Genomic DNA, 14,880 nt, shown 5'->3' with positions numbered 1-14,880 from the left:
CGAGCCCGGCGGGACCGCCGGTATCACTGGGCGGTACCGCCGGGCTCAGTCGGCGATGGCCTCGACCTCCGCGGCTGCGCCCGGCGTGGAGCGGACGCGGAAGCGCCGGGCGCCCACCCGCAGGCCGTCGACGGTCAGCGCGCCCACCGGCGACGGCGTCGGCGGCGTGGCCGTCAGCCCGCCGTCGGGCCCGGGGTCGAGGCCGAGCGCCGCGGTGAGGATCGCGATCGCCGACGCCGCCGACCACGCCTGCGGGTGGCACGACGCCGGGTACGGCAGCGGCCCGGGGCCGTCGTCGACGGTGTTGCCGCCGTACAGCTCGGGCAGCTGGTAGGCGTAGTGCGGGGCCGCCTCGAGCAGCCCGCGGGCGAGCACGCCCGCCTCGGCGCCGAGGCCCGCCTTGGCCAGGCCCAGCACGGCGATCGCGGTGTCGTGCGTCCAGACCGTCCCGCGGTGGTAGCCCAGAGGCCAGTACCCGTCCGACGTCGTCGACAGCGTGCGCAAGCCGTAGCCGGAGCTCATGTCGGGCGCGACGAGGCGGCGGGCCACGGACTTCTCCTCGTCCGGGTCGAGGAGCCCCGTGCCGAGCAGGTGGCCCATGTTGGAGGCCACCGAGTCGACGGGCGCGCCGTGCCGGTCGAGCGCGATCGCGACGTACGGGCCGCCGTCGTCGTGCAGCCAGAACTTCTCGCGGAAGCGCTCCTTGAGCGTGGCCGCCCACGCACGCCACTCCTGCGACCCGGGCCGCCCGAACGCGTCGAGCAGGTCGGCCGCTCCCAGCGCCGCCTCGTGCGCGTACGCCTGCACCTCGGAGAGCGCGATCGGGCCCTCGGCGAGCCGTCCGTCCTTCCACTGGATGGAATCGCCCGAGTCCTTCCAGCCCTGGTTCGACAGGCCGTGACCGGTCGAGTCGGCGTAGTCGAGGAACCCGTCGCCGTCGGCGTCGCCGTGGTCGCGCATCCATCCGAGCGCCGCGTCGAGCGCGGGGAGCAGCCCTTCGACGTCCTCGCGAGCCATGCCCCAGCGCCACGCGTCGTGCAGCAGGCAGATCCACAGGCTCGTGGCGTCGACGGTGCCGTAGTAGAGCGGCGGCAGCGACATGCCGCCCTCGCCCTTGAGCTCCTGGCTGCGCACCTCGTGCAGGATCTTGCCCGGCTGTTCCGAGGTCGCCGGGTTCGAGGCCGTGCCCTGCCGCGCGGCGAGGGTGCGCAGCGTGCCGCGGGCCAGGTCCGTGCCGAGCGGCAGCAGCATGCGAGCGGCCCAGATCGAGTCGCGGCCGAACAGCGTGAAGAACCAGGGTGCGCCCGCGGCGAGGAACGTCTCGGTGGGCGCGAAGCCCGCGCTCATCCGCAGGCCCTCGAGGTCCGCGAGCGAGCGCGTCACGAGTGCGGGGAGCCGCCGGTCGTCGGCCTCGATGTCGGGCACCGACCACTCCGGCTCGGGGCGGGAGGGTGCGTCCACCACGCCCGGCACGTGCGAGCGAGCCGACCAGCTCACCGTCGCGGGCTGTCCCGGCGAGACCTGCACGTCCCAGGCGAGCGTCGCGCCGCCGTCGTCGGTCTCGACCTCGGCACCGGGCGCGGTCACGACGACGTCGGCTCCGTCCTCGGCCGACCAGCGCACGCCGTCGGGCGTGCGCTCCGGCGGGACCGGGTCGGTGGGCAGGCCTTGCTTGACGGCCTCGGTGCGGGTCAGGTCCGAGGCGAGGTGGACCGTCACGCGGCCGGCCACCGGGGCGTCGGTGCCGCTGGACACCTCGAGCTCCTCGGTGACCTCGCCCGGGTTCACGGTGCGGCGGCGGCGCAGCATCGTCGTCGGGTCGGCGCCGGGGCCGTCGATCATGCGGAGCACGGACGTCACCTCGAACGTGCCAGGCCCGGTGTCGCCGGCGGTGACGGGCTCGGGCAGGGCGCCGTCCACGCGGACGACCGCCTCGGACAGCACGCGGACGTCGGCGTGGTAGACGCCCTGCACGCCCTCGGGATGGACCTGCCCGTCCCGCGCGGACCACACCTGGCTGGGGGCGCGCACCGTGACCAGCAGATCATGCAGGAATGGCTGGACCGGCTGGACCGGCGCGGTCGCCGGCGGGGCGGGATTCGGGTCAGCGTCCATCGTGCAGCTCCTTCGGTGCGGCGCAGTCTTGGCAAGCCGTCTTGCACGTGTTGAGCGATCCCATTTGTGAGATTAGCGTCACACGGTAGGTCCATGAGAAGCCAAAAAGTCTCGGACGGCATCCGGTCACACTTGAAGGAGTCGGCGATGTCAACTACCACCTCACGGTCCCTACGGTCCTGGAAGGGCCGAACGGTCGTGGCCACCACGGCATGCGTCGCGGTGCTTGCCCTCGCCGCCTGTGGCGGCGGGTCCGGGTTCAACGAGCCGGGCCAGACCAACAACACCGGTGGTGGCGGAGGCGGATCCCTAGAGGTGCTCATCGGCTCGTCCGGCGACGCCGAGACCAAGACCGTCACTCAGCAGCTCAAGGACTGGTCCGACAAGACCGGGACGAAGGCCAACCTGACCCTGGCGACCGACCTGGCGCAGCAGCTTGCGCAGGGCTTCGCCGCCGGCTCACCGCCGGACGTCTTCTACGTCAGCACCGAGGCGTTCCCCGGCTGGGCCGCCAACGGCTCGCTCGAGCCGTACGCCGACCAGCTCGACGCGAAGTTCTACCCGACGCTGCAGGCCTCCTTCACGTTCGACGGCAAGTTCTTCTGCGCCCCGAAGGACTTCTCGACGCTTGCGCTCATCATCAACAACGAGGCCTGGCAGAAGGCGGGCCTCACCGAGGCCGACTACCCGAAGACGTGGGACGACCTGAAGACCGTTGCGCAGAAGCTCACCACGGGCAACCAGGTGGGCCTGTCGTTCGGGCCGGAGTGGGCCCGGGTCGGCGCCTTCATGGCGCAGGCCGGCGGCCACATCCTCGACAGCAACGGCTCGGCCGACATCGACACGCCAGAGAACCTTCAGGCGCTGCAGTACGTCCAGGACCTGCTGAAGTCGGGCGTCGCGAAGTTCCCGGGGGACGTTGACTCCGGCTGGGGCGGCGAGGCGTTCGGTACGCAGCGCGCCGCGATGACGATCGAGGGCAACTGGATCGTGGGCGCGATGGAGGCCGACTACCCGAACGTGAAGTACACCGTCGCCCCGCTGCCTGAAGGCCCTGGCGGGCCGGGCACGCTGCAGTTCACCAACTGCTGGGGCATCGCCAGCGACTCGAAGAACAAGCAGGCCGCGATCGACCTCGTGAAGTTCCTGGTCTCCGACGAGGAACAGATGAAGGCCGCGAAGGGCTTCGGCGTCATGCCGTCGGTCGAGTCCGTGGCCGGCGAGTGGGCGAAGGAGTTCCCCGAGCAGAAGGCCTTTGTCGACGGCGCCCAGCACGCGCAGGGCGTCCCGCCGATCCAGGGCTGGACCGAGGTCGTGGGCGACTTCAACGCGCAGATCCAGGGGATGCCGAACAACGACCCGCAGACCATCCTCACGTCGGTGCAGAGTTCGCTCAAGGCGATCGCGCCGTGACGGCGACGACCACGGGTCCGACGGCGGCGCCGAGCCGCCGCCGGGCCCGCCTCTTCTCGGGGCGGAAGGGTGCGGAGGCAGCCGCGGGCTGGCTGTTCGTCCTGCCGGTGCTCATCATCCTCGGCCTGTTCCTGGTGGTGCCCATCGGGATGGCGCTCTGGGTCAGCGTGTCCGACTGGGGCGGCCGAGGGAGCCCGTTCGCCAGCACCACGCAGTTCGTGGGCGGCGCCAACTACGCCGACCTGCTCACCGGCGGCGGCCTCGCGTCGCGCAACTTCGCGACGTCGCTGCGGAACAACGTCTACTACGTGATCCTCGTCGTGCCGGTCCAGACGGTCATCGCGCTGCTGCTGGCCGTGATGGTCAACCGTCGGGTGCTGCGCGCCAAGAGCCTGTTCCGCACCGCGTTCTACTTCCCGTCGATCACCAGCTCGGTGGCGATCACCGTGGTGTTCCTGTTCCTGTTCACCGCCTCGGGCGCCGTGAACCAGGCGCTGTCGGCACTGAGCATCACCGGCCCGAACTGGTTGAGCGACCCGCGCGGGCTCATCCACATCATCCTGGGTGCGCTCGGCGTGAACTCCCCCCCGGAGGCTCTGAGAGCGGCGCCGTTCATGGGTTTGTCGTGGTGGGAGTGGCTCGCAGGCCCGTCGGTGGCCATGTGCGTGTTCATCATCATGGCGATCTTCACGACCTCGGGCACCTTCATGCTGCTCTTCATCGCCGCGCTGCAGAACATCGAGGGCGAGGTCGAGGAGGCCGCGATGGTCGACGGCGCCACCGGCTGGCAGCGGCTGCGGCTCATCACGGTCCCCATGCTCCGGCCCACCATCTTCACCGTCCTCACGCTCGGCCTGATCGGCACGTGGCAGGTGTTCGACCAGATCTTCACCGGCACGCAGGGCGGCCCCGCCAACACGACCGTGACTCCCGCCTTCCTGTCCTACCGGACGTCGTTCGTCGACCAGCGGTGGGGAAACGGCGCGGCGATCGCGTTCATCCTGTTCGTGATCATCGTGACCATGACGGTCATCCAGCGCATGGTGCTCCGCGAGCGCGACACGGTCCCGAAGCGGAAGCGGTTCGTGCACCCCACGCCGGTGGCGACGACTCCGGCCGGCACGACGACGGAGGCGGCGAAGTGAGGCAAACCCGGTGGGCGCCGAGCACCGTCGTGCTCCACGTCGTCCTTGGAGCGCTCGCGCTGGTGTACATCTACCCGTTCCTGATCTCTATCGCGACGTCGTTCAAGACCGACGCCGACGCCGTCGCGAACCCGCTGTCGCTCATCCCGACGACGTGGTCGACGGCGGCGTACCAGCGGCTGTTCCTCAACTCGGACTTCCCGCTGTGGTTCCGCAACTCGGTCATCGTGACGGTGTGCGTCACCCTCGGGCGCGTCATGTTCAGCTCGGCCGCCGGCTACGCGCTCGCGCGCCTGCCGTTCAGGGGCCGGGGTGTCGTGTTCGGCGGGATCGTCGCGGTGATGGCCGTGCCGGGCGTCGTGCTGCTCATCCCGCGGTTCCTCGTGCTCAACACGTTCGGCATGTACAACACGTGGTCGGGCATCATCGTGCCGCTCCTCGTCGACGCCGCAGGCGTGTTCATCATGAAGAACTTCTTCGAGTCGATCCCGCCCGCCGTCGAGGAGGCGGCGCGCATCGACGGTGCCGGGACGTTCCGCGTCTACTGGTCGGTGGTGCTGCCGATGGCGCGGCCCGCGCTCATCACCATCATCATCCTGAGCTTCCAGGGGTCGTGGAACGAGCTGATGCACTTCATCGTGGCGTCGCAGCGGCGCGACCTCATCACGCTCACCAAGGGCGTCGCCCAGCTCTCCTCCGGGCAGCTGAGCCAGGGGTCGCAGTTCCCGCTGACCCTGGGCGCCGCCGTCATCATGACGATCCCGGTCGCGGTCCTGTTCTTCATCTTCCAGAGGAAGATCATGAACATGAGCTCCGGCGCGGTGAAGGGATGACCACGTGGCCACGAGCGACGGACCCGCGGTCATCGCACCGACCCGGTTCGCCGCCGGGTTCAACCGCGCCGCCATGTGGCTCGCCCGGCACGGCGTGAGCCTGCTCGGCAGCCGCGTGCTCGAGGTGCGGGGGCGCAGCTCCGGCGAGCCGCGGACCACCGTCGTGAACCTCATGCGGCTGGACGACGGCACCACGTTCCTCGTCGCGCCGCGCGGGATCACGCAGTGGGTCAAGAACGTCCGCGCTCTGCCCGACGGGCGGGTCACCACGGTCCTCGGGCGGCGTCGTGAGGAATGGGTCGCGGCCGAGCTCACGGAGCCCGACGAGGCCGTGCCCGCGCTGCGCCACTACCTGCAGAAATGGGCGTGGGAGGTCGGCGCGTTCTTCCCGCCCGGGATCTCGGCGAAGTCCCCGGACGCGGAGCTGGCGGCGCTGGTGGGCCGCAAGCCGGTCTTCCGGCTCACGCCCGCGCGGGCAGCCTGAGCGTCTGGCAGCCGCTTCCGACAGGGCTGTGCTGCCTGGAGTGGGCTCGACCGCGGGGCCGGCTCAGCCGGCGCAGGGGACTCCGTCTCCGTGGCGCAGGGAGAGCGGGTTGGCCGACCCCGCGACCGGCTCGCGCGGCGGGGGAGGCGGGGTGCCGCCGCCCCAGGGGTCCTCGCTGAGCCGCTCCCGGTCGTGCTGCTCGAGCCAGCCGTCCAGGGCCGGGCCCATCGGGATGATGCCCGTCGGGTTGATGTCCCCGTGCACCACGTAGTAGTGCTCCTTGATCTGGTCGAAGTCGACGGTGTCGCCGAACCCAGGCGTCTGGAACAGGTCGCGTGCGTAGGCCCACAGGTTCGGCATCTCGATCAGCTTGTTGCGGTTGCACTTGAAATGCCCGTGGTAGACGGCGTCGAACCGCACCAGCGTGGTGAACAGCCGGACGTCGGCCTCGGTGATCTGCCCGCCCATCAGGAACCGGCGTGTGCCCAGCCGCAGCTCGAGCCGGTCGAGCGCGTCGAAGAGCCGCAGGTAGGCGACCTCGTAGGCGTCCTGCGAGCCCGCGAAGCCGGCGCGGTACACGCCGTTGTTGACCTCCGTGTAGACCCACCGCATCACGTCGTCGAGCTCGGCGCGGGCGGCGGCGTCGTCGGGCAGCAGGCGCGGGGCACCCTCGCGGTGGTGCTCGGTCCACTCGGTCGACAGGTCGAGCGTGATCTGAGCGAAGTCGTTGGTGACGACGGCGCCGTCGCGCGTGTCGACGATCGCGGGGACGGTGATGCCCAGCGGGTAGCCCGGCTGGCGGCGGAAGTACGCCTCCTGCAGGCGCTCGATGCCGAGCACGGGGTCCTTCCCGCCGGGGTCGAGGTCGAAGGTCCAGCTTCGTTCGTCGTGCGTGGGACCGGGCAGGCCGAGGCTGATGACGTCCTCCAGGCCCAGCAGCCGCCGCACGATGATCGAGCGGTTCGCCCATGGGCACGCCCGCGCCGCCACGAGCCGGAAGCGCCGCGGCTCGACGGGGTAGGTGTCCGACGCCGGGTCGTGCCCGCCGTCGGGCGCACCGCCGCCGCGGGTGATGCGCGTGGTGATGTAGCGGGAGTCGCGGACGAACTCCTGACCGGCGACGGTGTAGGTGCCGCCGACGGCGTGCTCGGGGCGCTCGGGCAGGGTCACGGGGGCGAGCCTAGGCGTGGAGCGCGCGAAGCGCTGGGCGCGTCTTTCCCTCCGGCGCGCATGCGGTCAGCCGCGCGACTTTGCAGCCGCTTTTGCGGCCTTCTTGAACTCACGCACCTGCGCGAGCGCGTCGGCGCTCGTCACGTCGGCGATCGAGCGGTGCGACCCCTCGTCACCGTAGTGCCCGGCGGCCTCGCGCCAGCCCTCGGGCTGCACCCCGCGCTGCTTGCCGAGCAGCGCCAGGAAAATCTTGGCCTTCTGCTCGCCGAAGCCGGGCAGGGCGTTGAGGCGCTCGACGACCTCGGCCCCGGTGGGCGCGTCGCCCGACGCGCCGGCGTCGGTCCAGATCCGGGTGACGTCGCCGTCGTACGAGTCGACGACGGCGCGGGCGACGCCCTGCACCCGGCCGGCCATCGAGCGGCCGTAGCGGTGGATCGCCGGGGGAGTGGTGGCGAGCGCGACGAACGCGTCCGGGTCGGCGTCGGCGATCGCGTGCGGGTCGAGGGTGCCGAGGCGGTCCCGGATCTTGCGCGGCCCGGCGAACGCATGCTCCATCGGGTACTGCTGGTCGAGGAGCATCCCGATCAGCAGGGCGAACGGGTCGTCCGTGAGGAGTCGGTCCGTCTCGGCGTCACCGGTGAGCCAGAGCGTGGTCATCTAGCGATGATCGCAGAGAGGGGTCGAAGCCGAACCCTGTGCGAGTGCGCCCAGATTTCGCCCCCTGGCGGAGCAGTTGGATGTTGACGGTCCATGCGGGCAGGAGCACCGTGGATTTTGTACGAAGGAGTACGAACCATGCGTCGCCGAGTTCTCGTCTGGATCTCCGTCCTGTCCCTCCTCTTCACGGGGACCGTGCTCGCAGGGAGCGTCCTCGCCGCACCGCCGGCGGCCGCCCATCCGTACTGCGGGCAGGTGTGGGGCTCGCTTGCCAAGGGCGCGCCTGGCATGACCGCCGGACAGCTCACCGGCATCCGTGCGGGACGCCACACGTGCTACGACCGGCTCGTGCTCGACATCAACCGGCCGCTCACCGGCTGGTCCGTGCGCTACGTGAGCCAGGTCACCGCCGACGGCTCCGGGAACGTCGTCCCCGTCAACGGCGGGGCGCGTCTCGAGGTCATCGTGCGGGTCGGCATCCCGACCAACGCATTCCGCGTCGGCATCGGCGGAACCCTGGTGAACACCACGGGCTACCGGACCTTCCGGGACGTCGCTTGGGCGGGCAGCTTCGAGGGTGTGACGACGATCGGGCTCGGCGTGCGGGCACGGCTGCCGTTCCGCGCGTTCGTCCTGCCCGGACCGGGCGCTGGGTCACGGCTGGTGGTCGACGTCGGGCATCAATGGTGCGCGACCGGCCACACCGACTGCTGAGCCGCTCTGATCCCGGTTCCCGCTGCAGTCCAGGGCGGTGCCGAGGTGCAAACTCTTGTGCCCACCGGCAGAGTGACCCCCATGGCCATCAGCCCCCGGCTCGCACCCCTCCTCAAGCGCGTGAACCCGCAGATGGTGAAGTTCGCGAGGCGGGTACCGCCGTGGGTCACGATCACTCACGTCGGTCGCGTCAGCGGGCGGTCGTTCACGACGCCGCTGGTCGCCTTCGCGGCGCGCGAGCCACTGGACCTCGCCGTCACGGCGGCACCCGGGATCCCGGTGCAGACCAAGGGAGTGCGCGACATCCTGGTCGCTATCCCGCTGCCCTGGGGCGAGGACACCGACTGGGCCCGGAACGTGCTGCACGCCGGCCGCTTCGAGCTCACGCGCAAGGGCACCACCTACGCGGTGACAGAGCCCCACGTGGTCGAGGCCGACGAGGCCGCGCGCGTCGGCGTCAAGGCCGCCGCCGCGACCCGGGTCTTCGGGGTCGACAAATTCATTGTCGGCAGCTTGCACAAGACGGTCCTGCCCGACCTCTGATCGCTGCGTGGGCCGGGCTCGGCGGGCGTCATCCGGCACGAGGGGCTGTCCTGACGGGGGAGTCTGTGAGGTGAGGAAGCACAGCGGCCGTCAATGACGCCGCTGTGCTTCCCCGCCTGAGAACAACACCCACCTTCGAGCGGGCCGCCCCGGAGCACGCCGCCCGGACGTGAGCCCGCAGCGCGCCGGCGTCCGCCACGATGGTGTGACCGCCGGCGTCCTGCACGACGTCGTCCAAGGCGGCGCCTGGCTCGGACAGTGCACCCAGGCGGCGCCTGCCGCGGTTGTGCACAGGCCCGGCGGGCGAGAGGCCGATCGTGGTCCGTGTGCGGCAAGGTCGCCGCATGATCTTGGGGAACGACACCAATGAGGTGCTCCGGGAGGCCCGCCGTCGGGCCGGCGTCACGCAGGACGTGCTCGCTGAGCGCGCCGGGGTGCGGCGGCAGACGATCACCGGCGTCGAGTCGGGCCGCCGGGTGCCGTCGCTGCCGATGCTCGTGAGCCTGCTCGCCGCCGCGGGGGTCCAGGCCAGGGTCGAGCTCGAGCCGCTCGACGCCGACCTGGAGCGGTTGCTCGCCGACGAGGACGCCGCTGCCCGCGCGAGCCGTCGCGTCGCACAGGCCGTCGAGAGCGTCGTCGGGCTGACCGCGCAGCAGTATCGGATCGAGGGCGCGGCAGCGGTCGCGCTGCTGGGGGCTCCGGTGCCCGTGCCGGAACTCGACGTGGCCTTGGCCGACACACCCGAGACCCTCGAGTGGCTCACGCAACGCTGGGAGTTGCTCAGCCAGGTCCGGCTCTACCGCGACAGCCCGCGGATCGACCCGTGGCAGAGCATGCTCTCCGTCCCGCCGTACCGCGTCGGGCTGACGTACCCCGATGACGGCTCCGCGCCCGAACAGTGGCCAGACCCGTGCACGGAGACTCGGGAGACGCTGCTCGAGCTGACGCGCGGCCGGCCCTTCTGGATCTGGACGTACCTCGGGTCTGCTCGTGCCCGCCTTGCGCCGCCGGATGTCGTCGCGCACACCGTGGTTGTCGACACGGAGCACGGGCCCGTCCGGGTCCAGCCGCTCGACTCCCTCGTGACGGATGGCACCGCACTCGACAGGTTCATACGGGTCTTGCGTGCGGTGCGAGCCGGCTGAGGTGGCGGCCGGTGCATGCCCCAAGCTGCGCGTCCGCCTCGCGCCTGAGGGAGCCCGAGGCCATGGGGCGCCCGGCGCCGCGCGACGCCGGCGCGCGTCCGGCGTCGCTAGCATGCGGGCATGAGTGCGCCCGACGTCGCAGCCCCCGCCCCCGCTCCCGCCAGCCCCGCCCCGCGCCGTGTCCTCGTGACGGGAGCGTCGTCCGGTATCGGCGCGGCGACCGCGCGCAGGCTCGCGGCCGAGGGCTGGACCGTCGTCGCCGCGGCACGCCGCACCGACCGCCTCGAGGCACTCGCGGCGGAGGCCGGTGCGATCGAGGCCTACCCGCTCGACGTCACCTCCGACGACGACGTCGCCACGCTCGTCGCCCACCTCGAGGCGACCGGCGGCCTCGACGCGATCGTCAACAACGCCGGCGGCGCGCTCGGCCTCGACCGGGTCGAGGACTCCGACCTCGCGCAGTGGCAGCGCATGTACGACGTCAACGTGCTCGGCGTCCTGCGAGTCACCAAGACCGTGCTCCCGCTGCTGCGCGCGTCGGCGGCTGTCACCGGCGGGTCCGACGTCGTCGTGGTCACCTCGACCGCCGCCTACGCCACCTACGAGGGCGGCGCGGGATACACCGCCGCGAAGCACGCCGAGCGGATGCTCGCGACGACGCTCCGGTGGGAGCTCGCCGGCGAGCCGCTGCGCGTGGTCCAGATCGCACCCGGCGCCGTCGCCACGGAGGAGTTCTCCCTCGTGCGGTTCGACGGCGACGCCACGCGCGCCGCCGCGGTGTACGAGGGGTACCAGCCGCTCGTCGCCGACGACGTCGCGGACGCGATCGCCTGGACGCTCTCGCGGCCGGCGTACGTCAGCATCGACGAGCTCGTGATCCGCCCGCGCGCGCAGGCCAACAACTGGAAGACGGTCAAGACCGGGGTCTGAGCGGCGAGCCCACCGGGTGCCAGTCGGCCGGCGGGTCCTCGCCCACCCGCCCGTCGACCGCCTCGCGGATGAGGTCGGCGTGGCCGGTGTGGCGGCCGTACTCCTCCAGGAGGTCGAACAGGACCCGCCGGATGCTCGCCCGGGTGCCGTCGCCCAGGGTCACACCGGAGTCGCCGCCGAGCCCGCGGTCGGCGACGACCTGCCGCACCAGCGCCCTGGAGCGCGCGACCGCGCGGTCGTAGAGCGCGTAGAGGCTCTCCGGCGGATCCTGGCACCCGGAGGTGAACTCCCAGTCGTCGTCACCGTCCCAGCCGTTGTCGTCCCAGTCGGGCGGCAGGCTGCCGCCCGCGATCTTCACCGCGGCGGCGTAGTCCTCCTGGACAGCCAGGTGCTTCAGCAGGCCGCCGAGGCTCAGGGACGACGAGGGGATGCGGGCGTGCATCGCCGTCGCGTCGAGGCCGTCCACCTTCCAGCGGAACGTCGCGCGCAGCCGGTCGAGGGACCCGAAGATGTGCTCGGTCTCGGTGCCGGCAAGCGGCGGCTCCCACGGAGGCAACGTGCTGTCGGACATGGGAGCTCCTCCCTGAGCTCACGGACGCCAGGCGGGCGCCTAGGCACGAGGCCCACCGTGGACCCGATCCGGTAAACCCGCAGCCGGGGCCGTCCAGGTCTCGACAGACACACGGCGCCGCGCCTGGGCTAAGCACATCGTCGACGGCAACGTCCCGGAGTCGATGCGCGCGCCCGCGCAGGAGGGCTGACGAGGGCCGCCCGTGGTCGGCCGAACCGACGGTCACTCAATCGCGTACATGGCGTGCACCGCGGCGACGACCTCCTCGTGCGGAACGTCGCGCAGGTGTTGCGACACGCCCCAGCGGTGACCGAACGGGTCGACGAACTGACCCGACCGGTCACCCCAGACCTGGTCGGCGAGCGGGTGGAACTCTGTGGCACCGGCCGCGAGCGCCCGTGACCAGACGGGGGCGGCGTCCTCGACGGGGACGACGAACGCGCCTGCGTTCCCGCCGAGGGTGAGGGGCGAGGTGAGGCCGACCACCTCGCCGGCCAGCGCCAGCTCGGTGTCGCCCAGTCGGAGCTGAATGGACATCGGGGTGCCGTCCGGAAGCGGGATCCGGCTCTCCTCGACGGCGCCGAGCACATCGGCGTACCAGGCGGCGGCGCGTTCAGGGTCGGAGACCACAAGGTGCAGTGCGATGGGCATGCCGCCGAGTCTTCGCCCAGCGCGCCCCGGGCGCAATGTCTCGGTGCCGGCGAGCCGGCGGCTCCCACGGAGGCGACGTGGTGTCGGACACGGCGTGCTCCTTCCGTCAAGACCAGGGTCTGACCGTTCGGAAGAACCCGCGCACCTCGGCGACGAACAGCTCGGGCTCCTCCCACGCTGGGAAGTGACCGCCGCGCGCGGGCTCGCCCCACCAGCGCAGGTCGGTGAAGCGCCGTCCGGCCCAGCGGCGTGAGGGCCGCGGCACCTCGGACGGGAACACCGAAGCGCCTGCCGGGACCGTGACGACGCCGCCGGGTACACCGCCAGGGGCGTCTGGTGCCCGCGACCCCGCGGCCTCGGCGAACACCGCCTGGACCTCCCGGATCGACTCCCGGTACAGGCGAGCCGCGGAGGCGCCCTTCCCGGTGACCCAGTACCAGGTCACGGCGTCCAGCAGCTGGTCCCGGCTCAGGGCCGTCTGCGGGAGCCCCCGCGGGTGCGACCAGAGCACCACCTTCTCGAGCAGCCACGCCGCCAGGCCGACGGGTGAGTCGAGCAGGCCGTACCCGAGCGTCTGCGGGCGGGTCGCCTGGATCGCGGTGTACCCGTCGCCGTCGGCGGACGCCTCGGCGAGGTCGGCGAGCGCAGCCCGCTCGGCGGCGGTCGGCGCGGCCAGCGTCGCAGGGTCGGGCGCGACGAGCGGCGGAGCCAGATGCAGCCCGACGACGTCGACAGGTCGGCGCTGCGCCAGCGTCGTCGCCACGGTCACGCCCCAGTCGGTGCCGTGCAGGCCGTACCGCGGATAGCCGAGCTCGCGCGCCACGTGTGCCCACGCCTCCGCGACCCGCTCGACACCCCATCCGGGCTCCGCCGGCTTGCCGCTCAGCCCGTACCCGGGCAGCGAAGGCACGACGACGTCGAATGCGTCCGCGGCGGCACCACCGTGCGCCGGCGGGTCCGTGAGCGGACCGATCGCGTCGAGGTACTCGAGCGGCGAGCCGGGCCAGCCATTGGTCAGCACCAGGGGCAGCGCGCCCGGGTGCGGCGACCGCACGTGGACGACATGCACGACGAGCCCGCCGACGTCGACCCACCGCTGCGGCAGCGCGAGCAGCCGGGCCTCGGTGCGGCGCCAGTCGTACTCGTCGGCCCAGTAGTCGGCCAGTTCGCGCAGCCAGTCGAGCGGCACCCCCTCGGCCCAGCTGGAGGCGCGCCCCGTAAGGCCCGCCGAGGCGGGCTCTCGCTCGGGCCAGCGCGTGCGGCGCACCCGCTCGCGCAGGTCGTCGAGCACGGCGTCGGGGACGGGCAGGCCGGGGGCGGGCACGCCTCCCACGGTCGCCCGGGAACGGCCTTGTCGCAGCACGGAGCTGCGGAACCATGGGCAGACGTATCGGTGGGCGATATATATCTGTCATGGGAACGGAGACCCACTTTCGCATGACCGAGCAGGCCTACCTGGTGCTGCTCGCCCTCACGCCCGAGCCGCTGCACGGGTACGCCGTGATCACGGCCGTCCGTGAGCTCTCCGGCGGCCGCACGGAGCTCGCCGCCGCGACGCTCTACGGCAATCTCGACCGCCTCGTGCAGGCCGGGCTGGTCGAGCCCGCGGGCGAGTCTGTCGTCGACGGGCGGCTGCGGCGCTACTACCGCATCACCGATGGCGGGCGCCTGGCTGCCGAGGCGGAGACCGAGCGGCTCGCGGCGCTCGCGGCCCGCGCGCGGCAGGCCCTTCGGCACCGGGCGGCGGGCGGGGGTCGCACCGCGGACGGTCTTGCGGGCGGACTTCCGTTCGGCGCTCGCCTTGCAGGCGGTCGTGCGTGAGCGCCCGGAGACGCGATCGCGCGACGGAACCCTGGGAGCGCCCGCGGAGGCCGGTCCTGACGACGCCGTTCGAGCGCTCGGCGCGTTTCTGGCTCAACGCCTACCCACGGCGCTGGCGGGACCTGCACGGCGAGGAGCTGCTCGGCGTGCTCGAGGACGTGGCGCGGCAGGACGACGGCTCGCTGCCCGAGCGGCTGCCGCGCGCCGAGGTGCTCGGGCTGGTGCGCGCCGGGTGGGGATTGCGCTGGCGGGAGCGCCCGCCGTTCTGGCGGTGGCTCGGGTATCGGCTTCTCGACCTGCGGCTGCCCGAACGGTACTGGTGGTGGGTCGCGGACGACATCCGCAGCCCGTGGTTCACGCCGATCCAGAACCTCAGCTCGCTGGTGCCGATGATGCTCTCGTTCGCCGCGGTCTCGCTCGCGATGCGCACGAACCCCGCCCCGACCGAGGGTGTCTTCGCGGGCCCGCGCTACTGGCTGCTCTTTGGCGCCGTGTCCCTCGTCGTCGGGTATCTCGTTCGCAACTCAAAGCGTCGCTATTCCTGGCGCAAGCACGTCGTCGAGGGCAACATCCCCGAATCGATGCGGACGCCGTCGCCCCTGCCCGGTACCATGACCCCCACAGGCACCGATCCGGCCATCACCGGGGAGCCTCCGGAAGAACGGCCCCGCTCCTGACGGAGCGGGAC

16 protein-coding genes are annotated in these 14,880 nt (G+C 72.1%); 10 read left to right on the top strand and 6 right to left on the bottom strand.

Features of this window, described 5'->3' with window-relative positions; genetic code table 11:
- Window positions 1–45: 45 nt before the first annotated feature.
- Entirely contained in the window at window positions 46–2,115 is a 2,070-nt protein-coding gene (locus tag ACO4JP_RS13770; protein ID WP_425954554.1) for a glycogen debranching N-terminal domain-containing protein, read from the bottom strand.
- A 147-nt stretch (window positions 2,116–2,262) separates the two neighbouring features.
- On the opposite strand from ACO4JP_RS13770, the gene ACO4JP_RS13765 reads away from it, so the two are divergent.
- From ACO4JP_RS13765 to ACO4JP_RS13750, 4 genes are read left to right on the top strand one after another with little or no spacing between them, the layout of a single operon-like run.
- The gene (locus ACO4JP_RS13765; protein ID WP_425954553.1) at window positions 2,263–3,528 is read left to right on the top strand and encodes a sugar ABC transporter substrate-binding protein; all 1,266 of its coding nucleotides are present in this window, start codon (window positions 2,263–2,265) and stop codon (window positions 3,526–3,528) included.
- Window positions 3,525–4,673, top strand: a complete 1,149-nt coding sequence (locus tag ACO4JP_RS13760; RefSeq protein ID WP_425954552.1) for a carbohydrate ABC transporter permease — start codon at window positions 3,525–3,527, stop codon at window positions 4,671–4,673. The genes ACO4JP_RS13765 and ACO4JP_RS13760 overlap by 4 nt, the downstream gene beginning before the upstream one ends.
- Window positions 4,670–5,506 carry a carbohydrate ABC transporter permease gene (locus ACO4JP_RS13755; protein ID WP_425954551.1) on the top strand — a complete coding sequence of 279 codons (837 nt, stop codon included), beginning with the start codon at window positions 4,670–4,672 and terminating at the stop codon, window positions 5,504–5,506. The genes ACO4JP_RS13760 and ACO4JP_RS13755 overlap by 4 nt, the downstream gene beginning before the upstream one ends.
- Before the next feature lie 4 nt (window positions 5,507–5,510).
- Complete coding sequence (locus ACO4JP_RS13750) at window positions 5,511–5,990, top strand: nitroreductase/quinone reductase family protein (RefSeq protein ID WP_425954550.1); 480 nt, start codon at window positions 5,511–5,513, stop codon at window positions 5,988–5,990.
- Window positions 5,991–6,053: 63 nt separating this feature from the next.
- Here the strand turns inward: ACO4JP_RS13750 and ACO4JP_RS13745 are convergent, their stop codons facing one another.
- Both ACO4JP_RS13745 and ACO4JP_RS13740 read right to left on the bottom strand, forming a co-directional pair.
- Complete coding sequence (locus tag ACO4JP_RS13745; RefSeq protein WP_425954549.1) at window positions 6,054–7,160, bottom strand: glutathione S-transferase family protein; 1,107 nt, start codon at window positions 7,158–7,160, stop codon at window positions 6,054–6,056.
- Window positions 7,161–7,226: 66 nt separating this feature from the next.
- A complete protein-coding gene (locus ACO4JP_RS13740) occupies window positions 7,227–7,817 on the bottom strand; it encodes an HhH-GPD-type base excision DNA repair protein (RefSeq protein WP_425954548.1) in 591 nt (196 codons plus the stop codon).
- A gap of 138 nt (window positions 7,818–7,955) precedes the next feature.
- On the opposite strand from ACO4JP_RS13740, the gene ACO4JP_RS13735 reads away from it, so the two are divergent.
- From ACO4JP_RS13735 to ACO4JP_RS13720, 4 genes are all read left to right on the top strand, one after another.
- Entirely contained in the window at window positions 7,956–8,531 is a 576-nt protein-coding gene (locus ACO4JP_RS13735; protein WP_425954547.1) for an AMIN-like domain-containing (lipo)protein, read from the top strand.
- An 81-nt stretch (window positions 8,532–8,612) separates the two neighbouring features.
- A complete protein-coding gene (locus ACO4JP_RS13730) occupies window positions 8,613–9,074 on the top strand; it encodes a hypothetical protein (protein ID WP_425954546.1) in 462 nt (153 codons plus the stop codon).
- Window positions 9,075–9,418: 344 nt separating this feature from the next.
- Entirely contained in the window at window positions 9,419–10,219 is an 801-nt protein-coding gene (locus ACO4JP_RS13725) for a helix-turn-helix domain-containing protein (RefSeq protein ID WP_425954545.1), read from the top strand.
- Window positions 10,220–10,339: 120 nt separating this feature from the next.
- Window positions 10,340–11,149 carry an SDR family oxidoreductase gene (locus ACO4JP_RS13720; protein ID WP_425954544.1) on the top strand — a complete coding sequence of 270 codons (810 nt, stop codon included), beginning with the start codon at window positions 10,340–10,342 and terminating at the stop codon, window positions 11,147–11,149.
- Here the strand turns inward: ACO4JP_RS13720 and ACO4JP_RS13715 are convergent.
- The 3 genes from ACO4JP_RS13715 to ACO4JP_RS13705 form a co-directional block, all read right to left on the bottom strand.
- Window positions 11,133–11,720, bottom strand: coding sequence for a DUF664 domain-containing protein (locus tag ACO4JP_RS13715; protein WP_425954543.1), 588 nt, complete (start codon window positions 11,718–11,720; stop codon window positions 11,133–11,135). The genes ACO4JP_RS13720 and ACO4JP_RS13715 overlap by 17 nt on opposite strands.
- A gap of 222 nt (window positions 11,721–11,942) precedes the next feature.
- Window positions 11,943–12,371, bottom strand: a complete 429-nt coding sequence (locus ACO4JP_RS13710) for a VOC family protein (protein WP_425954542.1) — start codon at window positions 12,369–12,371, stop codon at window positions 11,943–11,945.
- Between the two features lie 106 nt (window positions 12,372–12,477).
- Window positions 12,478–13,695, bottom strand: coding sequence for an epoxide hydrolase family protein (locus ACO4JP_RS13705; protein ID WP_425954541.1), 1,218 nt, complete (start codon window positions 13,693–13,695; stop codon window positions 12,478–12,480).
- Between the two features lie 113 nt (window positions 13,696–13,808).
- On the opposite strand from ACO4JP_RS13705, the gene ACO4JP_RS13700 reads away from it, so the two are divergent.
- Entirely contained in the window at window positions 13,809–14,192 is a 384-nt protein-coding gene (locus ACO4JP_RS13700) for a PadR family transcriptional regulator (RefSeq protein ID WP_425954540.1), read from the top strand.
- Window positions 14,189–14,869, top strand: coding sequence for a hypothetical protein (locus ACO4JP_RS13695; protein WP_425954539.1), 681 nt, complete (start codon window positions 14,189–14,191; stop codon window positions 14,867–14,869). The genes ACO4JP_RS13700 and ACO4JP_RS13695 overlap by 4 nt, the downstream gene beginning before the upstream one ends.
- The last annotated feature ends 11 nt before the right edge of the window (window positions 14,870–14,880 follow it).

The organism is Xylanimonas sp. McL0601 (genome assembly GCF_049852175.1).
Taxonomy (GTDB): Bacteria; Actinomycetota; Actinomycetes; order Actinomycetales; family Cellulomonadaceae; genus Xylanimonas.
Note: the sequence above shows the minus strand (reverse complement) of the source record. Positions and strands in the feature narration are given on the sequence as shown.